Raw genomic sequence first — 23,767 nt, 5'->3', positions numbered from 1 at the left:
GGATTCTGATGTGAAAAATTATGATTCTGTAGTGTTGATCACATGAGTGACGTCTACACGATGGGCGAGCCCCTCGGTGTGGTGTCCAGCGGCCGGATCCGCCACGACGGCGAGGCGCGCATCGACGTGGGCGGACCCGAGCTCACCCTCGCGATCGCGCTGGCCAGGCTGGGTCACCGGGTGAGCTTCCTCGGCAAGGTGGGCGCCGACGAGCTGGGCGCGCGGATCACCACGGTGCTGCGCGGCGAGGGCGTGGACGTCTCGGACATGCGCGAGGACGGCACCGCGCCCACCGGCCTGCTGTTGAAGGAGTCGAGGGTCGGCCATGATCCCCGCGTCACCCATTACCGCGTCAGGTCGGCGGGCTCGCGGCTGTCACCGGGAAACGTGCCCATCGACAGGATCGCCGCCTCGCGCCTGCTGCACATCACCGGAGTGACCCCCTCGCTCGGCCTGGACCCGCGCGACGCGGTCGAGACCGCCGTCGGCGCCGCCCTGACCGCCGGGGTCCCCGTGTCGATGTCCGTCGACTACCACGCCGCACTGTGGCCCTCGCTCACCGAGGCCGAGGAGGTGCTGGGCGCGCTGGCGCGCAGGAGCTCGCTCCTGTTCGTCCGGCAGGACGAGCTCGACCTGGTCAAGCCGGCCCTCACTCCCGACAGGGAGGTCGTCGTCACGCGCGGCCCGAAGGGCGCCAGCGTGCGCTCCGGCGGAGTCCGCTACGACGCGCCCGCGCTGCCGGTGCCGGTCGTCGACACCATGGGCGCCGGGGAGGCGTTCGCGGCCGGGTACCTCAGCGCCGTGCTCGACGGGCTAACCCCGCAGGAGCGGCTCGGCAGGGGCGCCGCGCTCGGCGCCGCCGCGGTGACCAGCGCCAGCGACTGGCAGGGTCTGCCCACCCGGGCCGAGCTCGATGGCGGGATCCGGACCTCGTAACGCGGGGTCCGAATCCCGCGAGCCGGGCCGGGCACCGGCGCAGCAGGCTACGGAGCCGTGCTGCTTCGTATCGATGATGTGCGTCGCGACTTCGGCCTGCTGTGGGCAGGGCAGTCGCTTTCCCTGTTCGGCGACCAGTTCATGAAGCTGGCGCTGCCGCTGGTGGCGGTGACCGCGCTGGACGTGTCGCCCGCGCAGGCGGCGTTGCTGCCGTTCGCGCTCTTCCTCCCGTTCCTGCCGCTCGGCCTGCCCGCCGGGGCGATCGTGGACCGGCTGCCGCGCCGTACGGTGATGCTGGTCTGCGACGGTGTCCAGATTGCCGCGTTCGGCGCTGTCTGGGGGTTGCTGGCCACGGGTGCGCTGACCTTCCCGCTCCTGCTCGGGCTGGTGCTGGTGAGCGGCTGCGCGGTGGTGTTCTTCCAGGTGGCCTACTCCTCCTACCTGCCCTCCCTGATCCGCGACCGCGAGCGCCTGCACTCCGGCAACGCCCGCCTGGCGCTGTCGGAGTCGGTGTCCAACACGGTGGGCCCGATGGCGGCGGGCCCGCTCATCCAGGTGCTCGGCGTGGCGGGCGCGGTGGCCGCCAACGTGCTCAGCTTCGCCGCGTCGGTGCTGTCGCTGGCGTTGATCAGGCACCGGGAGCCGGTACGGCAGGCCCCCGCCCGGGAGCGCGGCTGGCTGCGCAGGGACATCGTGGAGGGCCTGCGCTTCGTGGCCGGCCACCCCCTGCTGGAGCCGATCATCGCCTGCGGCACCAGTTACGTGCTCTTCCTGTCGATGCTCGAGACGAGCCTGGTGCTCTACTGCCGCGACGTGCTCGGCCTGTCGCCGCAGTGGATCGGCGTGGTGCTGGGCGCCGCGGCGGCGGGCCACCCCATCGGCACCCTCGCCTCGGCGCGGCTGGTACGCCGGTTCGGCGCGCCGCGCACGCTGGTCGGCGCGGCCGTCGTGTCGGTGGCGGGCATCGTGTCCATGCCGGTGCTCGGCACCACGGTGGGCGCGGCCGGGCTGGTCGCGGCGAGCATCCTGCACTGCGTGGGCGAGGGGGCCTTCAACCCGACCTCGCTGACGCTGCGGCACACGGCCGCCCCCGCCGCGCTTCTCGGCCGGGTCGGCGCGGTGCACCGCTTCCTCATCTGGGGCGCCGTGGCGGTCGGCGCGCTGCTGTCCGCCGCGGCCACCGCCCTGGCCGGGCTGTCGGCCGCGGTGTGGATCGGCGCGCTCGGCACGGCGCTGTGCCTGCCCGCCCTGGTACGGCGGGGCGTGCGCGCCGCCGCGTTCGGCCGGAGGGGCGCGATGTCCTTGCGCGACGGTTTGCCAACCGAGTGATTAACCTATTAAAAAGGTAGGCAATACAGAACATGTTGTCGGAAAGGACTCCATGCCCCCGGACGAGCCCGCCCCCTCCGGCGCGCGACCGACCACGACCGATGCCCACTTCTCCTCCTTCGAGAGCGCCGCGAAGGCCTTCGCCGACGAGCACGACCTGTTCGGCGCCGACCTCACCGGCCTGGTGGCCGCCATCACCGCCATCGGCGACTTCGCCGGCGACGACGACAGAGGCGTGAAGTTCAAGCGCGACTACGTGAAGCACGCCACCGATGCCGCCACCTACGTCGAGGCGCTGCGGGACGCCTACCCGGAGATCGCCGCCCGCCTGCGCCTGTCGACCGTCAGTCTCGACGTGGCCACCTGGGCCACGATCAAGGCGACTCCGAAGGTGCCCGCACCGCCCACCTACCAGCCGTGATCGGAGTTCCCTTGACCGAGCCCACCATCGACACCGAGGTTCGCCGGCTGCTCGCCGACTTCGAGGCGGAGATGCGCCCCCTCCACGAGGCCAGGCAGCGCATGGCCGACGTCCGCGGCCACGGTGAGGCCGCGGACGGGCTGGTCCGCCTGGAGGTCGTCCCCGGCGGCGCCCTGTCCGGCCTGACGATCGATCCGCGCGCGATGAGGCTGGGCTCGGCGGCGCTGGCCGAGGCGGTGCTCGAAGCCGCGCGGGCCGCCGCGGCCGACGCCGCGACACGTGTGTCGGAGACGATCGACGACACCATGGCGCCCTACATCGAGGACGCCAGGCGGTTCTACGACTCCCTCTAGCCTCCCTGGCGGCTCCACCCCTTGCCGAGCTGCCCCGCGCCGACCAGGAACTTGCTGATCATCTGCTGCCAGGTCGGCAGCAGGCCGGCGGGGTCGTCGAGGATGTCACCAGGCCGGTTCAGGGCGTTCGCGGTCACCGTGAACACGCTCGACCCGGCCAGGAACACCACGTACTTCTGCAGGTCCGCGTTCTTCGGCAGGATCTTGTCGACGCCCACGCGCTTGAAGTTGGCCGGATCGATGCTGTAGAAGACCATGGCGGCGGCGAAGTTCTTGCCCATGGCGACGAGGTTGTCCTCCAGCGAGCCGATGTCGTCGCCGAAGGCGAGCTTGACGCCGTCCACGATGATCTGGTCGGCGATGGCGTAGAACAGGCTGCCCGAGACGTACTCGGCCAGCCTGAGCAGGAGCTTGGCCTGCACCTTCCGCATCGCCCTGCGCGCGAACCAGGTCGTCATCCCGCCGATCTCCGGCCAGGCCATGAACATCAGCATCTCCAGGTAGGAGATGATGGCCATCTGGAGGACCTTGCGCTGGGTGTCGTCCAGCACGTCGGCGTAGTCGTCGCACACCTTGGCCAGGCCGCGCGCGTAGGCGGAGACCTGCGGCGGGTACGGCTTGAGCCGATCCCGCCAGTAGGCCTCGAACGCGTCGACGCCCTCGCCCGTGTTGGTCTTCCACACCGCCTCGGCGACCTCGTCCATGTCGCGCAGGCTGGTGTCGACGCGCGCGGCGATGCGCCGCCACACCGCCGCCACCTCGCGGGCCTTACTGGGGTCGCCCTCTGGCCACTGCACGAGCAGCATGATCCCGACGAAGGTCGTGATGCTCATGCTGCCCAGGGGATAGACCGTCAGGCGACTGAGGGCCACGCGTCCTCCATTTTTCCTATATTTCAGGTTTGTTCAGTAGCTTATATCCTTCCGAACCAAAGGACCGGTCAGCCGAGAGACATCCGGGTGGAGGCGCGGACGGCGTGCAGCCCGGACAGCACGACGCACACGACCACCACCAGCAGCAGCAGGCGATGGTCGATCAGGGTCACGACGACGGCGCCCGCCGCGACGGACAGCAGCTGCCCGCCGCCGCTCAAGGCGTCGAAGGCGGTGGAGACGCGCCCCACCACCTCGTCGGGGCTGCGGCGCTGGAGCAGGGTGCGGACGGCGACGCCGGCGAGGGTGAGGCTGATCCCGGCCAGCGCCATCGAGGCGACCATCGCGGTCTCGGCAGGCACCAGCCACATGCCGATGGCCACGCCGTACAGGGCGATGCCCGCGCCGACCATGCGCAGCTCGCCGAGCCTGTCGACCAGACGGGCCACCACGAAGCCGGCGGCGATGGCGCCGACGCCCATGGCTGTGGAGGTGACGGCGGTGAACTCCGGCGGGCGGCCCAGGCCCTCGATGACCGCGAAGATGATCGACTCGGTCAGCCCGGCGGCCAGGAACATCAGCACGAACGCGGTGACGGCCGGGCGGATCGTCCGCTCGTGCCTGATGTGCCGCAGCCCCGCGGTGAACTCCTCCCGCCAGTGGCCCGGCGGACGCCGCGCCCCGCGGGCCGCCGCCGGGAGCACGGCGAAGGCGACGGCGGCGAGGACGAAGGTGGCCATGTCGAAGGCGACGGCCGCCCACAGCCCCGCACTGGTGTAGACGGCCACGCCGAGCAGCGGGCCGAGCAGCCTGGCCCCGTGGCGGGTGGTCTGCAGGGCGTTGTTGGCCTGCGCCAGCAGCGCGTCGGGCAGCATGGTCTTGAGCAGGCCGCTCAGCGCGCCGAAGATCACGGTGTAGGAGCAGCCCATCGCGGCCGACACCGGGTAGACCAGCCAGTAGGTCGCCCGGCCTGTCACCAGGGCCAGCGGCAGCAGCGCGACGGCCGAGACGAGACAGGCCCCGACGAGAAACCGCCGCCGGTCCACCCGGTCGATCACCATGCCGAAGAACGGCGCGAAACACATCGGCGCGGTGAAGAAGAACAACGCCAGCCCCGCGGCCCCGTCGGAGCCCGTCATCTTCTTCGCCAGAATCGACGGAATGAGCAGCAGGGAGGCGTCCCCCAGCAGACTCGCGGCCATTCCGAAGAACACCAGCCGGAAATCCCGGCGGCCGAGGACGGCACGCATCAAACCAACCGGCGCATGGCCCGGCCCGTCAGCAGGACGGGAATCGCGTTGTGCACCATGGAGAAGGTGTCCATTCCGGGAACGACGACCGTCACGACCGGGCAACCGGGGCCGCCGGGATTCCACCGGAACAGGTAGGCCGACAGCCCCGCGGCGGCCAGGGTGTCGAGGACGACCGCGATCTGCGCCTCGACGCCGGCGGCGGCCGGCGCGTCAGGAGGGGCCCCGGTGTACGTCAGCCGCTCCCGCAGGGGCGCCGGGTCCACCCGCGCGCACCTGTCGAGCAGCGGCCACGGCCGCAGCGACTCCAGCCTGCGCTCCAGGGTGAGGTCCACGCCGAGCGACATGTTGAAACGCGACTGCGCCAGCTCGGTCACCGCCCGCTCGATCGCGTACGCGGGGTCGAGCGACGCCCCCGACCCGAGCACGCCAGGCGGATCACCGGCCGCGACCGGCAGCGCGCAGTAGGCGGGAATCCCCAGGTCGGAGGTGATGTCCAGGACCAGGGCCGCCTCGTGCGGCACGGCGGCGATCGGCCCGTCGCCGAGATACCAGTCGAGCAGGGCGTGCGAGAGCGCGTCCCTCTCGACGACCTCCAGCAGGCCGTGCAGCACCGCCTCGTTCTCCGTCACGCCCGTGGCGGTGCCGCTGTCGTAGGCGTAACGCAGGTACGGCGCGTAACCCCGCAGGTCGTCGCCGGGAATCGGATGCTCCCTGCAGGCGGGTGACCTGGTGAAGGCCGGGTACCACAGCGGCCGCCCACCGGTCAGCGGCTCCAGCAGCAGGCAGGCCGGCGAGGCGGAGGGGAAGTCGCGGCCGAGCCTGGCGAGCATCTCGTCGCCCCCGATCCCCTCCTGGTCCAGGACGGCGGCGACGGGAAGCACGCGGACGCGCTCGGTGTCGAAGGGAAGCGCGGCCTGGCCGCGCTCGTGCTGGAGATGCTGCCACGCCTCGAAGAGAGCGCTCGCCCTGCTCTGTTCGCCACGCCCCTTGCCGAGCGACTCGGCCACGATCTCGCCGGAAGGGGCGAGGACCGAGCAGCGGTGGACGGGAAACTCCGACGTGCCGGCGGACACCAGTTCCACCGACAATCCCGCGTCCCTGAACAAGGACTCGATGATGCCGAGCGAATCGGCGAGGCTCACCTCGCGCTCTCTCCGGGCGCGCGAATCCACGGTCAGCGGACCGTGAACGACTCGTCGAGCAGCACCATTTCCGCGAGCGTGAGCGAGAATTCGTCTTCCAGGACGGAGGCACCTGGCTTGAGCAGGGTCACGCCGTCGGAATTGCTGTTTCCCATGACGCTCCTTTCTCGTGTTGATCACCACCGAAACACGAGAAAGGAAGGCGGTCAAGAATGGGCGGCGGTGCGCAGGGCGCGGTAGAGGAGTTTGGGATCGCCGAGGCGATGGCGCAGCAGCTTCTCCAGGCCGCCGATCGGCACGAGGTTCTGCGGGGCGCGCGGATCCTTGTAGTCGACCCCGGCCAGGGCGGGCAGCACGAGCGTGAGCGTGTCGGCCAGCCGTACGACCTCGTCGCGGGGCAGGTCCGCGCCCGCCTCGCAGCGGGCGATGCCCGCCCACGGCGCGGCCGAGCGGACGGGCAGCCGCACGTACCAGGCGTGCCGCCGCCAGCTGGTGCCCATGAGGAAGACCGGGGTGCGCTGGCCAGGCGCGAGCGCCGAGACGACCGCGCTCTGCGGGCCCGGCAGGTAGGCGGTGTGGTGGGTCTTGATGTAGCCGACCGTGCGCGGCAGATGGGTGCGCCCGCGCAGGGGCCCGTCGACCAGCAGCAGGTCGTCGGTCCGCGAGCGGTACCTGACCGCCAGGTCGACCTCCAGCTGCGTGACCTGCCGCTGCAGGGCCAGCGACAGCTCGTCCATGCTCGGCCCCGAGGCCCGCTCCGCCCGGTAGGTCGCGTGCGGTGTCTTGACCTCCGGCGTGTACGGCGAGGCGCTGAACAGCGACCTGCCCACCTCGAGGGCCGCGAGCGTCGCCCCCGAGGGTCCGCACTCGACGATCCCGGCCGCGTAGGAGGCGGCGATGCCCGGGATCGGCATCGGCGAGGAGGGATCGTGCACCCACACGCGCGCGTCGACCCTGCGGACCCCGTCGGCGATCAGCAGCGCCTGCGGCGCGGTCGTGCCGGGCGACGGGTCGACCGGCTTCCAGTCGGCCGCGTCGCACTCGACGTCGAGGACCAGCTCGGCGCTCGTCGGGCCCAGCTCGGCCAGCGCCTCGACGGCCAGCGCCGCCGCGTAGCCGGGGTCCCAGGGATCGACGGTGAACTCCGTCACGGACGCCGTCATGCTCCCACCCTCCGCAGGTGCGACCCCTTGGCGTCGCGGCCGATCTCGAACCGCACGGGCACCCGGTCGGCCAGCGCGGGAACGTGCGTGACGACGCCGACCATGCGGTCCTGTCCCGCCGCCAGGCGTTCGAGGGTGGTGGCGACGGTGTCGAGAGTGGCGGGGTCGAGGGTGCCGAACCCCTCGTCGAGGAAGATCGAGTCGAGGCTGCGCGCCACGGTGCCCGACAGCGCGAGGGCCAGGGCGAGGGCGGCCTGGAAGGTCTCGCCGCCCGACAGCGTGCGCGCGCTGCGCCGCATGCCCGCCTCGCCGTGGTCGATGACCTCGATGTCGCCCTTGCCGCCGAGGGTCAGCTCGTACTGCCCGTCGGACAGCTCGCGCAGCGTGTCGGAGGCGGTCACGACCAGGAGCTCCAGCGCCTCGGCGCACAGCCACCGCTCGAAGGCGTTGGCGCGCAGCAGCAGGGTCAGCTCGTGGGCGACCCTGGCCTCCTGCTCCTTCTCGGCGGCCAGCGCCTCGAGCGCGCGGGCGCGCTCGCGGTCCTCCCTGACCCGGTCGAGCCTGCTCTCGGCGCGGGCGACGGCGGTGGCGAGGGCCGCGCCGATCTGGTCGGGCCCCGCCTGGGCCGGGACGGCGATCTCGTGCTCGGCCAGCAGCCCGGTGAGCCTGGCCCGTTCCTCGGCCCGGCTGGTCTCCGCGCGGGAGAGTTCCGCCTCCCGTTCGGTCAGCGCGACTCGGGCCGCCCGCCCGGCCTCGTCGCGCCAGGCGATCAGCGCGCTCCAGGCCCGGTGCAGGTCCTCCCGGTCGACGGGAGGAGGAGGGGTGCCGTCGGGGTGCGCGCCGAGGGTGAGCACGCCGTCACGGGCCTGCTCCAGCTCGCGCCACGCCTGCTCCGTCCGGCGCCGCGTGCTGTCGGCGGTGCGCTGGGCCTGCTCCAGCCTGGCCCGGCCGGCCCGTACGGCCTTGCGCGCCTCGGCCACGGCCGCGTCGGCCTTGCGCACGGCGGTCATGCGCTCCTCCAGGGCGGTCCGCTCGCTGGGCGGCGGCAGCTCGGCCAGCCTGGCCGCGAACGCGGCGACCTGCGAGTCGAGCATGGCGGCCTCGGTCTCGGCCTTGCCGAGGCCGGTCCTGGTGCGCTCGGCCTCCGTCCTGGCGGCGCGCAGCGCGCGCTCGGCCGCGCCGACGTCGGCGAGCGCGGGATGGTGCGGCAGCTCGGTCAGCGGGCGCAGGCAGGTGGGGCACGGCTCGCCGACCGACAGGCGGGCGGCCAGGTCGGCGGCGGTGTGGGCGTCGCGCAGCCGGTCACGCTCGCGCTCGGCGGCGGCCAGCGCCTCCGCAGCACGGCGCGCCGCCTCCGACAGGCCCGGCAGCGCGTCACGGACCCGGGCGGCCGCGGTCGTGGCCTCGCCGGCCGCGGCGGTCACCCGCTCCCGCTCGTCGAGGGCGGCCAGGCGGTGGGCGATCGTGTGCCGGTCGCCGAGCGCCGCCAGCTCGTCGTGGGCCCGGTGCTCGGCCGCCTCCAGCGCCGCCACCTCCTCCGCGAAGGCCGTCACGGTCGCCGCGGCCTGCCGGGCGCTCTCGGCGAGCGTCGGCACCTCCTGCGGCATCAGCAGCGACTGCAGCGCCTTGACCCGCACGGCGACCGCCTCGCGGTCGGCCGCCGCCCTGCGGATCTCCTCCTCGCGGGCGCGCAGCAGGTCGAGGTCGATCCGCTCGGCGAGCGCGCGCAGCGTGGCGACCTGGTCGGCCGCCGCCCGCTCGGCGTCGGCGTCGGCGCCGGACAGCTTGCCGAGCTGGTCGCGGGCGAAGGCGGCGGCCTGCTTGCTCGCCTCCTCCTCGCGGACGGCCCGCTGTCTGATGCGCTCGTAGACGTCGGCGTCGAGGAGCTGGACCAGCAGGTCCTGCCGCTCGCGCGGCGCGGCGTGCAGGAACTCGGCGAAGCGGCCCTGCGGCAGCACCACGCACTGGGTGAAGAACTTGTACTCCAGGCCCGTGACCCGCTGCACCTCCGGGGTGACGGCGTCGCCCTCGGCGACCGGCCGCAGCACCGCCGCCAGCACCTGCGCCAGCTCGCCCGTGACGGCGGGGTCGAGCTCGTCGAGCCTGGCCTCCTTGGTGCGGACGGTGCCCTTGGCGTCGCGCTGGAGCGCGCGGACCACGCCATGGCGGCGTCCGGCGCTCTCGAAGACCAGCGCCACCTTGCCCGCGGCGGCCGAAGGCGCCAGCGCGTGGGCGATCACGTTCTCCTTGCCCCAGCGCGGCACCGTGCCGTACAGCGCGAAGCAGATCGCGTCGATCACCGTGCTCTTGCCCGCGCCGGTCGGGCCGACCAGGGCGAAGTAGTCGATGTCGGAGAAGTCGATCGTGACGGGCGCGCGGAAGCTGCCGAAGTTCTCCAGGTGCAGCAGGAGCGGTCGCATCAGCCGGTCACCTCGTCGTAGAGCCGGTCGAACAGCCCGGCCACCTGGTCGTCGTGGCGTCCGGCGCTGGTGAGGTAGTCGCGGAACAGCTCGCGCGGGCTGCGCGAGGCGGTCGACGCCTTCGGTACGGCCCGCACCGGCCGGAACCGCTCGTCGAGCGCCACGTCGAGCGCGCCCGGCAGCAGCTCCCGCACCGTGTCGGCCAGCCCCGGGCGCGGTTTCTCCTCCACGATCACCTTCACCCACGCGTCGCCGAGGTCCATGGCCTCGAGCTGCTCCAGCGTGCCGGTGACCGTGCGCAGTGTCCTGGCCTGCCTGAACGTCACCTCGCGCACGACCGCCGGCCGTCCCGGCGAGACGTCGACCAGCAGCGCGCCGGGGGTGTTGGCCTCCTCGCCGAAGTCGACGGCGAGGGGCGAGCCGCTGTACCAGATCGGGCACGGCCCGGCGATCTGCTGCCTGCGGTGCAGGTGGCCGAGCGCGGCGTACTGGGTGGCGGAGGGGAACGCGGTGGCCTCGAAGTAGTAGGAGAAGATCGACTGCGCCTCCCGCTCGCCGCCGCCGAACGCCCCGCCGGGCAGCGTGCCGTGGGTGGCCACGATGTTGACGGTGTCGGCCTGGAAGGGGGCGGTCAGGGCGCCGAGCAGCTCGCCGATCCTGGCGGCGTAGTCACGGTTGTGCTCGGCGGGGGTGCCCGTCAGCACCTCGGCCGCGCGCACCACGTACCGGTGGGACAGGAAGGGCAGGACGGCCAGCCGCACGGGCTCGCCGGTCCTGGCGGTGAAGGACAGCGTGCCTCCCCTGTCGGGGCGGCGGAAGGCGCCGACGACCTGGATGCCGAGCGCGCCGAGCACCGGCCGGTAGACCTCGAGCAGCTGCGGGTTGTCGTGGTTGCCGGCCAGCACCACCACGTCGCGCCCGTCCTCGCGCAGCGCCATCAGCGCGGGCATGACCAGCGCCTGCGCCTCCGGGGTGGGCGCGGAGGTGTCGAAGACGTCGCCGGCGACGATGACGGCGTCCACGTTCTCCTCGCGGGCGGTCGCGACCAGTTCCCTCAGCACGGCGCGGTGCTCGTCGATGCGGGAGCGGCCTTTGAGCACCTTGCCGACGTGCCAGTCGGCGGTGTGCAGGATCTTCATCGGGCTCCGATCAGAACGGCGGGATGTCCTCTTCTTCGACCAGTCCGTGGAACGGGTCCTCGCTCGCCGGTCTGATCGGCACCGCCTCCGACGGCCGGGTGGCCCAGGCGGGGAAGGGGAAGGCGACGGCGAGCGGCACCGGGATCTCCGGCTGGGCGACGAACATGGTGCCCGGCTTGGCGATCGTGGCCCGGTCCCTGACGGCCGGCGGCAGCCAGCCGTACTCCGAGCGGCCCGCCTCGGCGGGATCGAGGCGGCCCGCCACGCGCACCGCGCTGTTGGAGACGATGCGGCGCTCCACCTCGGAGGCGGTCTGCTGGGCGCCGATGAGGATCACGCCCAGCGACCGGCCGCGCTCGGCCACGTCGAGCAGGATCTCCTTGATCGGCGAGTCGCCCTCGCGGGGGGCGTACTTGTTGAGCTCGTCCAGCACGACGAACAGCAGCGGCCTGGCCGTGCCGGAGCTCTCCTTCCTGGCGAACTCGCCGCGCAGGACCACGCCGACGACGAACCGCTGGGCACGCTCGGGCAGGTTGTGCAGGTCGACGATGGAGACCTGCGCGTCGGACGTGCGGATCGAGTGCGGACGGCCGCCCGACACGTCGGCCCTGATGATCGGCGACAGCGGCCTGACCGCGCTGCGCAGGCGGCGCAGGAAGGCGTTGACGGTGCCGAGCGGGGTCTGGGCGCCCGCCCAGGTGACCCTGCTCGCCTCGTCCATGAGCTGGTCGCTGAGCAGCTCGACCAGGTCGGAGAACGTGCGGCACACCCCGCCCTCGGGCAGCTTGATCGCGCCGCCTTCCACCGGGACGGCCCACGCCGCCAGCCGCGCCGCGACCTGGCCGACGAGCAGGGAGTAGCCGGCCCGCTCGTCGTCGGCGTCGGCGAAGACGAAGCGGAGCAGCTCCTCCTTGCAGAACTCCTCGAGCGTCCAGTAGAAGGCGCTGACACCGTGGGTGCGGGCGGCGACGTGCGGGACCGCGTTGGGGTCGTTCGGGCGCGGAGGGGCGAAGACGTGCACGCTGCCGAACGGCTCGGCGGGCAGGCCCAGGCGCTCGTAGGCGGCGGCCGAGGCGGCGTCGAGCCGGCTGTTGGGGTGGTCGAGGAAGAGCAGGTCCTCGCCCTTCACCGAGAAGATCAGCGCCTTGGTGTTGGCGGCGTCGCCCTGCAGGACGCCCGAATGGAAGATCGAGTACAGCAGGAAGGTGGCGAAGGAGGTCTTGGTCGCCACACCCGAGACGCCCGAGATGGACACGTGGGCGCCGCGCGTGCCGTCGAGGAAGTCGAAGTTGACGAACAGCGGCTGGCCGTCGCGGCCCATGCCCATGGGGACGCGGCGCTCCATCACGTCGAAGTAGAGCGCCTGGTCGCGGTCGCCGGAGCCGGCACGGTAGACGATCTCGCCGGGCAGCGGCGGCACGAACACCTCAGGCTCGACCCTGGTGACCCGCACCTCGGCCACCTCGACGACGGCGGCGGGCAGCGCGCCGTCGGCGATGAGGAAGACGTCGGAGTCGTAGGCGGCGCCCTCGTGCCTGGCCTCGACGGTCGCGACCACGCCCGCGACCAGCACCTGGCCGTAGCCGGGGACCTCCCTGCGGGTGACCACGACGTCGTCGAGCTGGACGACCCGGCCTGGTTCGAGGCCGATCCAGAAGGAGAGCGGGGAGGCCGCCTGCGTGCCGAGCACCCTGCCGACCGCCTCACCGGACGCGACCGTCCCAGGCATCGCCGTACGGCTCGCCACTCCGTTCTCGATCACTCAGCCCCTCCGCCCCATAACGCCCTCAACCGCAGCGTAATGGGGTTGGGGGTGTGGGTTCGGCATCTTCCACGGGTCCGGCGGGTTTCCGCGCGGTCGCGCCCCCGCCGATCCGGGGTCAGGAGTCCTCGGGCGAGACCATGACGTAGCCGAAGTTCGGCGGCTTGCCGACGGCGCGTTCGAGCTGGCGGAGCACCTTGCGGGGCTCGTCGTTCGGGCCCACGACGTAGAACGGCCTGCCGTCCCTGCCGAAGGTGACGGTCCCGGCGATCTCCTCCTCGCCCAGGTGGCGGGCGAGCGGCGCGAAGTCCTCGATCGGGTCGAGGCCGAGGCTCCTGGCGTACTCGACCGAGCCCAGCACCAGCTCCCTGGCCAGCTCGAACGGCGCCTCCTGCCAGCCGGGGAAGTCGGAGAAGAAGTAGTCGCGGAAGCGGCGCAGCTCGCGCTCGTCCATGACGTCGGGGCCGACGGTGTGCCTGACGCCCAGGCAGTAGGTGTCGACCAGGTAGCCGCAGACCACGTACTTGTCCCAGCCGTGCCGGCGGGCGACCAGCACGCAGACGGTGCCGTTGGTGCCGTGCTCCTCCGGGGCCTCGTCGACCCACCCCGGCGCGGTGAGGCCGACGCTCCAGCCGGTGGTGACCCAGCTCCCGGCCACCTCCCCCATCTCCTCGGCGGGGGCCTCGGCCGCGACCGCCCGCACCAGCGGCGCCACCTTCGACGGCGGCACGCCGAGCGCGCGGGCGATCTCCTTGGGCGACTTGCCCTGGCCGCGCAGTTCGCGCACCTTGTCAATCAGCTCCATAAGGATGGGACTTTATCCGCTCCCCTCCGATCACCGGCCCGAGGGCGGGGGACCGGCGCCCTACCAGGTGATCGGCGTGTGGACGTTGCGCAGCGGCTCGCCCGCCCCTTCGGGGGGGGCCGCCCACAGCACGGCGTTGGCCAGCACCCGCAGGACGCCCTCGTGGTAGAAGACCGGGTACTTCTGGTCGCCCGGGCTGAAGTAGAAGATCCGTCCCTTGCCCCTGCGGTAGCAGCAGCCGGCCCGGAAGACCTCGCCGCCGGTGAAGGAGCTGATGAAGACCAGCTCGTCAGGGGTGGGGATGCCGAACGGCTCGCCGTAGGTCTCGTGCTGCTCGATGACGAGCGGGTTGGGCACGCCCGCCGCGATCGGGTGCGCGGGGTCGACCGTCCACACCAGCTCGCGCTCTCCCGCGTCACGCCAGGTCAGCGTGCAGGTCGTGCCCATCAGCGCGCGGAAGATCCGGGAGAAGTGCCCCGAGTGGAGCACCAGCAGGCCCATGCCGCCCAGCACGCGCTCGTGGACGCGGGCGACCACCTCCGCCGAGACCTCCTCGTGGGCGGCATGGCCCCACCAGGTCAGCACGTCCGTCTCGGCGAGGACCTTCTCGGTGAGGCCGTGCGCCGGCTCGTCCATGGTCGCGATCCGCACCGCGACCCGTTCGCCGAGCCGCTCACGCAGCCCGGCGGCGATCGCGCCGTGCATCCCCTCCGGATAGCGCAGCCGGACGTCCTCCTCCTGCCGCTCGTGCACGTTCTCGCCCCACACCGTGACGTTGATGGCCACGCCGCCTTCTCCCTTCGGTCAGCACTCCGGTCATCGCCGCCAGCAACCACGCGGCGGTGAACCCGACCAGCCAGCTCCAGCCTGCCCTGCCGTACACGATGCTGCCCAGCGTGCCACCGACACTGCTGCCCACGTAGAAGAAGAGCGTGTACATGCCGGAGACGTGGCCGCGGGCGCCTTCGGGGGCCTCGGCGGCCGCCCAGCCGTTGGCGACGGCGTGCGCGGCGAAGAAGCCGCCGGTCAGCACCACCAGCCCGGTGACCACGAGGGCCAGGGAGTCGGGGATGGTCAGCAGCGTGCCGAGAACGGTGACCAGGAGCGCGGCGACGAGGACCGGGCGCTTGCCGTACCTGGCGACGAGCCGGCCGGCGGCGCCGGAGGACAGCGTGCCCATGGCGTAGGCGAGGAAGACGAGGGAGGCGACGGCGGGGGCGAGGCCGAGCTCGCGGATCAGCCTGAACCCGGCGGCGTTGTAGACGGCGACGAAGGAGCCCACGCCGGCGGCGGCCACGCCGTACTGGGCGAGGAGCACGGGGCGGCTGAAGGCGGCCCGCAGGCCGCCGCCCGGTCGGACCCGCGGGCGCGGGGGCGTGGGCGGCAGCGTGAGGGCGGCGACCGCCGCGCAGACCGCGCAGACGCCGCCGACGACGGCGAGCGCGCCGTGCCAGCCGAGCGGTTCGGTGACCAGCCCGGCCACCAGGCGGCCGGCCATGCCGCCGACCGAGTTGCCGGCGATCATCGCGCCGACCGCGGTGGCCACCCCCGCCGCGCCCAGCAGGTCCATCAGGTACGCCGCGGCGACGCCGGGGAAGCCCGCGATGGCCACGCCCTGCAGGGCCCTGAGCACCAGCAGCGTCTCGAACGTCGGCGCCAGCGGCAGCAGCAGGCCGAGCACGGCGGAGGCGATGACGGAGACGAGGATGATCCGCCGCTTGCCGACGACCTCCGACAGCGCGGCGACGGGCAGCACGGCGACGGCCAGCGCGCCGGTGGCCACCCCGACCGCCAGCGAGGCGCTTCCCGGGTCGAGGTGGAACTCAGCGGCGAGCTGAGGCAGGACGGGCTGCGGCGCGTAGAGCAGGGCGAAGGAGGCGATGCCCGCGGCCGCGACGCCGACAGCCACTCGAGGTGCGATAGCCACGGTTACGAAACTAAGCAACGCTAATAAATACGTCCAATACCGCAATATGCGAAAATTCATACTGTGATGCATGAATGGGCGCCGAACCTCGAACTGTTGGCCGCGATCAAGGAAACCGAGCACGTGACCAGGGCGGCGGAACTGCTCGGCGTACCCCAGCCGACGGTGAGCAGGCGGCTCGCCGCGCTGTCGGAGGCGGCCGGCACCCCGCTGGTCGTCCCGCACGGCAGAGGCGTCAGGTTGACCAGGGCCGGTCACACCCTCGCCGACGCGGCGGTCCGCGCGCTGGCGGTCATGGCGACGGGCGTCCGGGAGGTGCGGGAGGAGATCGACCCCGGCAGCGGCCGGATCGTGCTCGGCTTCCTGCACCTGCTCGGCCGCTCCCTCGTGCCCGCGCTGGTGGGCGGCTTCCGCGAGCGGCGTCCGGGGGTGCGCTTCAGCCTGGTGCAGGGCTCGCGGCAGGACATCCTGCGGCGGCTGCGCGAGGGGGAGATCGACTTGGCGTTCGTCGCGCCGCTCCCCTCCGGCGACGCGGAGCTGACCGGCACCCCGCTGGCCCGGCAGGAGCTGGTGCTCACCGTCCCCGCCTCGCACCGGCTGGCCCGCCGCCGCCGGGTACGCGCCGCCGAGCTGGCCGACGAGGACTTCGTCACGCTGGAGCAGGGGTACGGCGTGCGCCAGATCACCGACGAGCTGTGCGCCGCCGCCGGCTTCCGGCCCCGGATCACCTTCGAGGGCCAGGAGTCCGACACCGTGCGCGGACTGGTCGGCGCGGGACTCGGCGTCGCGCTGCTGCCCGGCTACGGGGTCGCGCCGCTGCCGGGCGTGGTCGAGATCCCGCTGTCGCCCGCCGTGTTCCGCACGATCGGCATCGTCAGGTCCGCCCAGCTCACCCCTGTGGTGCGGGCCTTCCACGCGCACGTGGTGGCGGAGACGCGCGACGTCGGGCCCGAGTTCAGCCCCCTGGCGGAGAAGGGGAGCCGTTCCCGCGCAGCCGGCCGACCATGAGGTGAACGGTCGCCGGGCTCGTGTTGTCTCCCCTCTGGGCGTGGCTTTACGACGATCCGGGCAGTCCACCCATATGACTGGGTCAAAACGGACAAAAGCCATCTTCGGTGCCGGAGTTGCGGGTGCGGCCCTGCTCGCGGCCGCCGCATGCGCCGGCACGCCGACCGACGCCGCCAAGGCGGCGCCCGCACCCGCCGTCGGAGGCGCCGTCGCCGGCCTCGCGTCGCCGACGATGCCTCCCGAGCCCAGCCCCGGCGAGATGAGCCCCGGGGAGCCGAGTCCCGGAGTCGGCGGCATGGAGGACATCACCCGGGCGGGCACCGCCGCCATGGACGCCGTCGAGGGCGGCACGGTCGTCTCCCTCGAGGCCGAGGAGAACGGCAAGATCTGGGAGGTCGAGCTGGCCGAGAAGAACGGCACCGAGCAGGAGCTCGAAGTGGACTCCTCAGGAAAGGTCGTCTCGGGGCCCACCGCCAGGGAAGGCGACGCCGAGGACAAGGCCAAGCTCCTCGCCCTCGTCAAGGGTGCCGAGCTCACCTACCAGGACGCGGCCGAGAAGGTGGCCGCCGCGGTGCCCGAAGGCAAGATCACCGAGCTGAAGCTCGACCGGCACAAGGGCGCCGTGGTCTGGGAGTCCGACGTCGTCGGGTCGGACGGCACCAGGCACCAGATCAGGGTCGACGCCAAGGACGGCACCGTGACCAAGAGCGGCCAGACGAGCTGAGAGCCCACACCGCACACCCGACGCCCTGATGCGCCGCGCGCCTCCCCACGCGCGGCGCTTCCACCGCTGCCCCATGTCTCCCGTGCGGCCGGGCGCCTCCGTACAGCCGGAGATCCCCGGATGATCGCCGGATGACCGGCGGCGCGGCGGGCAGGACGGGAGGGTGGGCAGGATGGGGAGATGAGCGCCGCGTACACGCCCGCGTGGCCCGCGATCCGGCGCAGGCTGGAGACCAGGCCGTGGGCGGCGGAGATCCTCACCGCCATCAGATCGGACTTCACCCGCTGGTCGCGCGACCTGGTCGTCCCCGGCCCCGACCAGCCCTCGGCGTGGACGCACCACTACTTCTGCGACGCCGACGGCGCCCCGCTGGTGTTCGACGCCGCCACGCCCGCGCGGCACGCCTGCCCCGCGTGCGACCGGGTCTACCGTGGCGAGCCGTGGGACGGCGCGTGGCGCACCACGATGCACGACGCCGCGGCCGTCCAGGCCCAGCGCGCCGCCCTGCTCGTCCGCCTGTCGGACACCGCCGCGGAGGCCGCCGCCGAACTCGAACGCCTCGCCGCCGCCTACGCCCGCCACTACCTCTCCTACGAACCCCACGGCGGCAACGCGGGCCAGGGCCGGGTCCAGCCGCAGTCGCTCGACGAGGCGGTCTGGGCCGTCGGCCTGCTGCGCGCGCTGCGCTGGGCGGGCGACGTGCTCAGCCCCGCCACCTCCGCCGCCGTCGACGCCATGGCGAGCGCCATCGCGGATCTGCTGCGCCCGCAGGCCGGCATGGTGCACAACATCCACTGCTGGCTGCTGGCCGCGCTGGCCGAGTGCGCCGCCCGGCTCGGCGACCGGACACTGACGGAGTGGTGCCGCGACGCGCCCTGCGGCGCGGAAGCCCAGGTCATGGAGGGCTTCCACCCAGAAGGTCTCTGGTACGAGATCAACGCCCACTACCACTACTACGCGGTCGCCGCCCTCCTGTCCTACCGCGAGGCCGCCGGACCCGAAGGACTGTCCGAGCGGGCGGCACGACGGCTCGCGCGCGCGATCGTCGCCCCGCCGTCGCTCGCCTACGCCGACACCCGCCTGCCCGCCTACGGCGACGGCTGGGCCGAGTGCCACGTCGGGGACTTCGCCGCCCAGGCCGAGGCGGCCTGCACGCTCCTCCCCGAGGCGGCGGTCGACCTGGCCCCCTACTACGAACGCCGCCGTCCCGGCCCGGTGCGTCCGTGGTTCGGCCGCCCCGACGCCCTGCCCGGCGGGGTGGACGTCGGGTACCGCTCGTCCGTCGCCGCCCTGCTCTTCGGCCCGGACGAGGTGCCCGCGGCCTCACCGTCCACCGCCCCGGCCTCCGGAACCGACCGGAAACCAGCAGGCTCGCCCGCCGCCCCCGCCTCCGGAACCGACCGGAAGCCCGCGGGCTCGCCCGCCGCCCCCGCCTCCGGAACCAGCCGGAGTCCCGCGGGCTCGCCCGCCGCCTCCCGCTACTTCGCGCCGGACCGGGTGGCCGGGCGTCGCTCGTCCTTCGTGTGGCCGCACGCCGGGATCGGGGTGCTGCGCTCCCCCGCGGTACGGCTGGCGATGCGGTTCGGCCCCGACGCCGGCTGGCACGACCACCGCGACAAGCTCAACGTCGACGTCGAGACCGCCACCGGCTGGTACAGCCTCGACCTCGGCACCAGCGGGTACGGCTCGGCGTTCACGGCGTGGATGCGCTCGCCCCTCGCCCACAACGTGGCGATCGTCGACGGGGCCCGGCAGCCCCCGCACACGGGACGCCTGCTGGAGTCGTCCGAACGCCGTCTCGTGGCGGAGTCGGCGTGGGAGGGCAACGTGCTGCGCCGCTCGGTCGCGGTGACGGACGACGGGTGGACCGACGAGGTCACGGTCACGCTGCCCTCGGCACGGCGCATCGAATGGGCCTTCCACGGCGACGGCCTCTTCTCCCCCGACCCGCCCCGGGACCACCCCGCCACCCCCTCCACCTGCCCACCCTCCGACTCACCCGACCCGACCCCGGACCACCCCGCCGCGCCCTCCACCTGCCCACCCTCCGACTCACCCGACCCGACCCCGGACCACCCCGCCGCCCCCTCGACCCGCCCACCCTCCGACTCACCCGACCCGACCCCGGACCACCCCGCCGCCCCCTCGACCGGCCCACCCTCCGGTTCTCCCGCCCAGGGGGTTCGGGAGCCCTCGGCCTCCGCCCGCCACGGCCGGGAGCCCTCTTCCTCCCGGCCCGCGTGCGAGCCGCGTGATCCCAGCGACTCCGCCGCTCACTCCACCGGCGTCTCCTGCTCCTCCACGATCTCGCCCTCGGGCCCTTGCGACGCCGGCTCCAAGGTCCCCCGCGATGTCCGACCCGAGAACGTGGGCGCCGCCGGCTCCGCGAGCCCGCGTGACGCCCGACCCGGGAACGGTGGCGACGCCCGACCCGAGGGCCGTGACGCGGGCGTCCTCGGTCAGGAGGCGGCGGCGTTGCGTGATGTCCGCCGGCTCGCCGTCCCCGCCGACGGGATCCTGCGCGGCACCTGGGACTTCGACGGCGCCCCGCACCTCGCGCTCGTCGTACCCGACGGGTTCGCGGCCTACGCCGCCACGGCGGAAGGGAACCCGAACGGACGCCCGCTCGGCCTGCTCATCCTGCGCGGGCACGCCGCCCGTGCCCGCTTCCGCGCGACCTTCACCGTCAGCGAGAGGCGCCGGCGAGCAGCCCCTGGCACAGCTCCATGAGAGTACGGCGCAGCGGCGCGGCCCGCTCGGCGAACCCGCGCTGGGCGGCCGCGTAGGCGACCCTGCCCTCGGGCGTCTCGATCGGGACGGGTGCGTAGCCGAGGGCGCTCAGGTCGTAGGGGCTGGCGCGCATGTCGAGCGTCCTGATGTCGCGGGCCAGCTCGAAGCAGTCGGCGACCAGCTCGCTCGGCACGAGGGGCGACAGCTTGTAGGCCCACTTGTACAGGTCCATGTTGGCGTGCAGGCAGCCGGGCTGTTCGAGCTCCACCTGGCGTTCGCGGGTCGGCCGCAGGGCGTTGAGCGGGCGTGCGGCCTCGGTGAAGAACCTGAAGGCGTCGAAGTGGCTGCACCGGGCGCCACGGCGCTCGACGACGGCGGCGATCTCCTCGGACGGCATGCGCAGCGGCTGCGCGGCGTGCCGTACCTGGTCGGCGGGCAGTTTGTAGACCATCGCCCACTCGTGCATGCCGAAGCAGCCGAAGTTGCCCTGCCGTGCGGCGGTCGCCGACAGCAGCGCGGCCGTCCACTCGACCACCGCGCGCCGCTTGTCCAGCAGCCGGTCGACGTCGACGGTGGCGCCCTCGCCGGTGTCGAGGTAGTCGGCTCCGTAGCCCTGGGCGTCGGCCAGCACGACGCCCGCTCCGGGATGCCACCTGCGCAGCCGCCCGGGGCGGTAGCCGTAGTAGTCGAACAGGAAGTCTTCGACCGGGTGGGCCCTGCCCTCCTTGCGGCGGCTCAGGTGCGGCCCGACCCAGGCGTCGACCCTCCGCTGATGCGCCTCGGCCCGTGCCTGCCACTCCCGCTTGTCGAGGATCCTCACGGCTTCATCGTAGGAACCTCCGCCCGGTGCCGGATCCCGAGCCGGGTCACCGGGCGAGCACGAACGCGAGCCGCCGGGCCAGGCCGGTGTTGCGGCGCAGGCCGAGCCGGTGGACGGCGAGCTCCAGCGCCTCACGCTGCCCGACCAGCACCACCCACGCCTTGGCCCTGGTGACCAGCGTGTAGAGCAGCCTGCGGCGCAACATCACCCCGCCCGCCTCCACCACCAGCGGCGCCACCACGAACGGGTACTCGCTGCCCTGGGAGCGGTGGACGCTGATCGCGTAGGCGTGGGTGAGGTCGTCGAGCTCGTCGAACCCGTAGGACACCACCTCGCCCTCGTCGATGAGCACCTCGACGACGCGCTCCTCCCTGTCGAGGGCGACGATCGTGCCTGTCTCGCCGTTGAAGACGCCCTTGTCGTAGTTGTTGCGGATCGGCATGACACGGTCGCCGACCCGGTAGACCGACGCGCCCGACCAGTGCTCGGCCGTACCGTCGCGGGCCGGGTTGAGCCGCTCCTGGATCAGCCGCCCGAGCTCGGCGGTGCCCGCGTCGCCCTTGCGCATGGGGCACAGCACCTGAACCTGCTCGGGACGGACGCCCTGTTTCGCGGGGATCGCCTCGGTCGCGAGATGCACCACCCGCGCCGCCACCGCCGACGGGTCGTCGAGCTCCTCGAACCAGAACCCGCCGCCGCCCGGTGTGTACGGCACCGCACCCGACCTGATCTGGTGGGCGGCCTGGACGATGCCGCTGCCCTCGGCCTGCCTGAAGACGTGGGTGAGCCGCATCCGGGGGATCGTCTCGACCCGCAGCAGGTCGGACAGCACGCTGCCGGGCCCGATGCTCGGCAGCTGGTCGCTGTCGCCCACCAGCAGCAGGTGGCTGCCGTCGGGGATGGCCGAGCACAGCCGGGTGGCCAGATGGAGGTCGAGCATGGACGCCTCGTCGACCACGACGAGGTCGGCCTGCGCCGGGGTCTGGTCGAAGAGCTTGTCAGGATCGGGCTGTACGGCGAGCATCCGGTGGACCGTCGTCGCGGGCAGCCCGGTCAGCTCCGACAGCCGCTTGGCCGCCTTGCCCGTGGGCGCGCAGAGCGTGACGGCGCCGCCCATCGCCCGCACGGTCGAGGCGATCACTCGCACGGTGTGGCTCTTACCGCACCCGGGGCCTCCGGTGAGGACCGAGACCGTGCTGGTCAACGCCATCGTCACGGCGGCCTGCTGATCGTCGTGCAGGCCGGGGTCGTCGCTGAAGGCGCGCAGCGGCAGCGTCGACCTGGCGGCGCAGAGCCTGGCCAGCTCCGCCGCCAGCTTGACCTCGCGGCTGTGGTGCTCCTTGGAGTAGACGACCAGGTCGTCATCGGTCTCCTCGACGACGACACGGCGCTCGGACAGCAGCGCGTCGACCATCCGGCCGACCAGCTCCTCCTCCAGCTCCAGCCGTTCGGCGGTGCGGGCGACCAGCGCCGGCAGCGGCAGGAAGCAGTGGCCGTCGCGGGCGGCGGCCGCCTCCAGCCGGTCGACGAGGGCCGCCTTGATCCGCTGCGGGCTGCGCTCGGGGACGCCCGACCGCAGCGCGATCCTGTCGGCCGTGGCGAACGCGACGCCCCTGACCCTGCCGATGAGCTGGTAGGGGTCGGTGGCCAGGATCTCCGCCGAGGCGTCGCCGTACACCTGGTAGATCTTGGCGGCCAGCAGCGGGCTGACCCCGTAGCCCTGGAGCACCACCATCAGCGCGGCGACGGCCTTCTGCTCCTTCCACGCCTCGACGATCTGCGCCTGGCGGGCGGGGCCGATGTTGATCACCTCGGTCAGCCGCTCGGGGGCGGTGTCGATGACGGTGAGCGTGTCCTCGCCGAAGTGGCCGACGATCGCCTGGGCCAGGCGCGAGCCGATGCCGCGGATGAGCCCCGAGCCGAGATAGAGCTGGATGGCGTGAACGGTGGACGGCACGACACGCTCGCACGCGGTGACCGCGAAGCGCTTGCCGTAGGTGGCGTGCTCCTCCCACTGGCCGTCCAGGCGGAGCGTCTCGCCCGGCTGCGCCCCCGCCAGCGCCCTGCCGGAGGCGACGAAGCCGGACCCGCCCGCCTCGCTGCTCATGCGGGCGACGGTGTACGCGTCCTCCCTGACGTACACCAGGTGCTCGACGGATGCCTCCACGTACGGGATCCAACCACGCGGCGCCGACATTCGGCGGCACCCCACCGCCCCGAACGGTCCGGCCAGGGGCGCCACCTCCACCGGCCCGGCCCGAGGGACGCGGCGGCACGGAACAGACAGCGCCGGACAGACGACGCGGGAAAGCCCACGCGGGACAGGACCGAGGCGGGACAGGCCACGCGGGACAGGGCCGAGGCGGGACAGGACCGAGGCGGGACAGGGCCGAGGCGGGGGAGGGGCACGAAAGGGGCAGGAGAAGGGCGGGCGACGGAGGGGCAGGGCAGGAGAGGGGCGGTGCGGGGGAGGGGCAGGGGGCGGCGCGGGGGGGTTCAGGACAGGGGTGGGGTTCAGGACAGGGGTGGGGGTCGGGAGGGCTGCGGGGTCAGGACAGGGGTGGGGCCTTGCGGGCGGAGCCGCGGTAGAGCTCCGGGTCGTAGCGGCGCTCGCTCTCGTCCAGCTTGGCGTGCGCCGCCGCCACGAGGTCGACGCCGAGGACGTCCGCCAGCCGTACCAGGTAGCCGGTCACGTCGCCGAGCTCGGCGCGCACCCGCGCCATCGTCTCCTCGTCGGGCCGCTCAGCCTCGGCGAGCCACTGGAACTCCGCCACCAGCTCGCCGACCTCTCCCGCCAGCGCCATCACGAGGTTCTTGGGCGTGTGGAACCGCTCCCATTCGCGGTCGCTCGCGAACCCGCGCAGCCGTACCGCCAGCTCCTCCAACGGGGACGTCATGGCTGGTGACACTACCCCCTGTGTCACCCGCCGGTTCGCGGGGACCGCACCACACGCCGCTGCCGG

The 23,767-nt window shown here is 73.2% G+C and carries 21 protein-coding genes; 7 read left to right on the top strand and 14 right to left on the bottom strand.

Annotated features, from left to right (window positions below; genetic code table 11):
• Nucleotides 1-42 precede the first annotated feature (42 nt).
• Genes ACWEVS_RS35435 through ACWEVS_RS35420 form a run of 4 tightly spaced genes read left to right on the top strand, consistent with a single transcriptional unit; the run spans nt 43 to nt 3,039 of the window.
• Nucleotides 43-936 (top strand): sugar kinase, encoded by an 894-nt coding sequence (locus tag ACWEVS_RS35435; protein ID WP_452416840.1) that lies wholly within the window; start codon nt 43-45, stop codon nt 934-936.
• A 57-nt stretch (nt 937-993) separates the two neighbouring features.
• Nucleotides 994-2,265 carry an MFS transporter gene (locus ACWEVS_RS35430; protein ID WP_452416838.1) on the top strand — a complete coding sequence of 424 codons (1,272 nt, stop codon included), beginning with the start codon at nt 994-996 and terminating at the stop codon, nt 2,263-2,265.
• Between the two features lie 52 nt (nt 2,266-2,317).
• Nucleotides 2,318-2,686, top strand: coding sequence for a hypothetical protein (locus ACWEVS_RS35425; protein WP_449926913.1), 369 nt, complete (start codon nt 2,318-2,320; stop codon nt 2,684-2,686).
• Between the two features lie 11 nt (nt 2,687-2,697).
• The gene (locus ACWEVS_RS35420; RefSeq protein WP_354918970.1) at nt 2,698-3,039 is read left to right on the top strand and encodes a YbaB/EbfC family nucleoid-associated protein; all 342 of its coding nucleotides are present in this window, start codon (nt 2,698-2,700) and stop codon (nt 3,037-3,039) included.
• Here the strand turns inward: ACWEVS_RS35420 and ACWEVS_RS35415 are convergent.
• The 11 genes from ACWEVS_RS35415 to ACWEVS_RS35365 form a co-directional block, all read right to left on the bottom strand.
• Nucleotides 3,036-3,911 carry a WXG100-like domain-containing protein gene (locus tag ACWEVS_RS35415; RefSeq protein ID WP_452555072.1) on the bottom strand — a complete coding sequence of 292 codons (876 nt, stop codon included), beginning with the start codon at nt 3,909-3,911 and terminating at the stop codon, nt 3,036-3,038. The genes ACWEVS_RS35420 and ACWEVS_RS35415 overlap by 4 nt on opposite strands.
• A gap of 68 nt (nt 3,912-3,979) precedes the next feature.
• Nucleotides 3,980-5,161, bottom strand: a complete 1,182-nt coding sequence (locus ACWEVS_RS35410) for an MFS transporter (RefSeq protein ID WP_452555070.1) — start codon at nt 5,159-5,161, stop codon at nt 3,980-3,982.
• Nucleotides 5,161-6,306, bottom strand: coding sequence for a YcaO-like family protein (locus ACWEVS_RS35405; RefSeq protein WP_452555068.1), 1,146 nt, complete (start codon nt 6,304-6,306; stop codon nt 5,161-5,163). Before ACWEVS_RS35405 ends, ACWEVS_RS35410 begins: the two co-directional genes overlap by 1 nt.
• A gap of 32 nt (nt 6,307-6,338) precedes the next feature.
• Nucleotides 6,339-6,461: a hypothetical protein gene (locus ACWEVS_RS35400; RefSeq protein WP_449926922.1), complete on the bottom strand. Its 123-nt coding sequence runs from the start codon at nt 6,459-6,461 to the stop codon at nt 6,339-6,341.
• Nucleotides 6,462-6,512: 51 nt separating this feature from the next.
• On the bottom strand, nt 6,513-7,469 hold the full coding sequence (locus ACWEVS_RS35395) for a hypothetical protein (protein ID WP_452555066.1): 957 nt from the start codon (nt 7,467-7,469) through the stop codon (nt 6,513-6,515).
• A complete protein-coding gene (locus ACWEVS_RS35390) occupies nt 7,466-9,889 on the bottom strand; it encodes an AAA family ATPase (RefSeq protein WP_452555064.1) in 2,424 nt (807 codons plus the stop codon). The genes ACWEVS_RS35395 and ACWEVS_RS35390 overlap by 4 nt, the downstream gene beginning before the upstream one ends.
• On the bottom strand, nt 9,889-11,028 hold the full coding sequence (locus ACWEVS_RS35385) for an exonuclease SbcCD subunit D (RefSeq protein WP_354918949.1): 1,140 nt from the start codon (nt 11,026-11,028) through the stop codon (nt 9,889-9,891). The genes ACWEVS_RS35390 and ACWEVS_RS35385 overlap by 1 nt, the downstream gene beginning before the upstream one ends.
• Before the next feature lie 10 nt (nt 11,029-11,038).
• A complete protein-coding gene (locus ACWEVS_RS35380) occupies nt 11,039-12,790 on the bottom strand; it encodes an ATP-binding protein (protein WP_449926931.1) in 1,752 nt (583 codons plus the stop codon).
• Nucleotides 12,791-12,908: 118 nt separating this feature from the next.
• Complete coding sequence (locus ACWEVS_RS35375) at nt 12,909-13,595, bottom strand: helix-turn-helix domain-containing protein (protein WP_449926934.1); 687 nt, start codon at nt 13,593-13,595, stop codon at nt 12,909-12,911.
• Between the two features lie 60 nt (nt 13,596-13,655).
• Nucleotides 13,656-14,381 (bottom strand): ThuA domain-containing protein, encoded by a 726-nt coding sequence (locus ACWEVS_RS35370; protein ID WP_452555061.1) that lies wholly within the window; start codon nt 14,379-14,381, stop codon nt 13,656-13,658.
• Nucleotides 14,269-15,522, bottom strand: coding sequence for an MFS transporter (locus tag ACWEVS_RS35365; protein WP_452555059.1), 1,254 nt, complete (start codon nt 15,520-15,522; stop codon nt 14,269-14,271). Before ACWEVS_RS35365 ends, ACWEVS_RS35370 begins: the two co-directional genes overlap by 113 nt.
• A gap of 66 nt (nt 15,523-15,588) precedes the next feature.
• Between ACWEVS_RS35365 and ACWEVS_RS35360 the strand changes: the two genes are divergently transcribed.
• The 3 genes from ACWEVS_RS35360 (at nt 15,589) to ACWEVS_RS35350 (ending at nt 19,984) form a co-directional block, all read left to right on the top strand.
• On the top strand, nt 15,589-16,530 hold the full coding sequence (locus tag ACWEVS_RS35360) for a LysR family transcriptional regulator (protein WP_452555080.1): 942 nt from the start codon (nt 15,589-15,591) through the stop codon (nt 16,528-16,530).
• A gap of 295 nt (nt 16,531-16,825) precedes the next feature.
• A complete protein-coding gene (locus ACWEVS_RS35355) occupies nt 16,826-17,254 on the top strand; it encodes a PepSY domain-containing protein (protein ID WP_449926942.1) in 429 nt (142 codons plus the stop codon).
• Between the two features lie 180 nt (nt 17,255-17,434).
• Nucleotides 17,435-19,984 (top strand): heparinase II/III domain-containing protein, encoded by a 2,550-nt coding sequence (locus ACWEVS_RS35350; RefSeq protein WP_452555057.1) that lies wholly within the window; start codon nt 17,435-17,437, stop codon nt 19,982-19,984.
• On the opposite strand, the gene ACWEVS_RS35345 is transcribed toward ACWEVS_RS35350, so the two are convergent.
• The 3 genes from ACWEVS_RS35345 to ACWEVS_RS35335 all read right to left on the bottom strand — a co-directional run bounded on the left by ACWEVS_RS35345 (nt 19,941) and on the right by ACWEVS_RS35335 (nt 23,701).
• On the bottom strand, nt 19,941-20,804 hold the full coding sequence (locus ACWEVS_RS35345) for a 3-methyladenine DNA glycosylase (protein WP_452555055.1): 864 nt from the start codon (nt 20,802-20,804) through the stop codon (nt 19,941-19,943). The two genes, ACWEVS_RS35350 and ACWEVS_RS35345, sit on opposite strands and share 44 nt — an antisense overlap.
• Nucleotides 20,805-20,850: 46 nt before the next feature.
• Nucleotides 20,851-22,971, bottom strand: coding sequence for an SF1B family DNA helicase RecD2 (gene recD2 / locus ACWEVS_RS35340; RefSeq protein ID WP_449926951.1), 2,121 nt, complete (start codon nt 22,969-22,971; stop codon nt 20,851-20,853).
• Between the two features lie 382 nt (nt 22,972-23,353).
• Entirely contained in the window at nt 23,354-23,701 is a 348-nt protein-coding gene (locus ACWEVS_RS35335) for a nucleotide pyrophosphohydrolase (protein ID WP_449926955.1), read from the bottom strand.
• Between the last annotated feature and the right edge of the window lie 66 nt (nt 23,702-23,767).

The organism is Nonomuraea sp. NPDC003754, from assembly GCF_053605785.1.
The sequence above is the reverse complement of the archived record's forward strand: the minus strand, read 5'-3'. Positions and strand labels throughout refer to the sequence as shown.

Coding starts and splice junctions, on each gene's coding strand:
- ACWEVS_RS35375 (WP_449926934.1), bottom strand. CDS start 13,595: ATGGAGCTGATTGACAAGGTGCGCGAACTGCGCGGCCAGGGCAAGTCG.
- ACWEVS_RS35355 (WP_449926942.1), top strand. CDS start 16,826: ATGGAGGACATCACCCGGGCGGGCACCGCCGCCATGGACGCCGTCGAG.
- ACWEVS_RS35360 (WP_452555080.1), top strand. CDS start 15,589: ATGCATGAATGGGCGCCGAACCTCGAACTGTTGGCCGCGATCAAGGAA.
- ACWEVS_RS35410 (WP_452555070.1), bottom strand. CDS start 5,161: ATGCGTGCCGTCCTCGGCCGCCGGGATTTCCGGCTGGTGTTCTTCGGA.
- ACWEVS_RS35400 (WP_449926922.1), bottom strand. CDS start 6,461: ATGGGAAACAGCAATTCCGACGGCGTGACCCTGCTCAAGCCAGGTGCC.
- ACWEVS_RS35390 (WP_452555064.1), bottom strand. CDS start 9,889: ATGCGACCGCTCCTGCTGCACCTGGAGAACTTCGGCAGCTTCCGCGCG.
- ACWEVS_RS35395 (WP_452555066.1), bottom strand. CDS start 7,469: ATGACGGCGTCCGTGACGGAGTTCACCGTCGATCCCTGGGACCCCGGC.
- ACWEVS_RS35335 (WP_449926955.1), bottom strand. CDS start 23,701: ATGACGTCCCCGTTGGAGGAGCTGGCGGTACGGCTGCGCGGGTTCGCG.
- ACWEVS_RS35425 (WP_449926913.1), top strand. CDS start 2,318: ATGCCCCCGGACGAGCCCGCCCCCTCCGGCGCGCGACCGACCACGACC.
- ACWEVS_RS35350 (WP_452555057.1), top strand. CDS start 17,435: ATGAGCGCCGCGTACACGCCCGCGTGGCCCGCGATCCGGCGCAGGCTG.
- ACWEVS_RS35385 (WP_354918949.1), bottom strand. CDS start 11,028: ATGAAGATCCTGCACACCGCCGACTGGCACGTCGGCAAGGTGCTCAAA.
- ACWEVS_RS35435 (WP_452416840.1), top strand. CDS start 43: ATGAGTGACGTCTACACGATGGGCGAGCCCCTCGGTGTGGTGTCCAGC.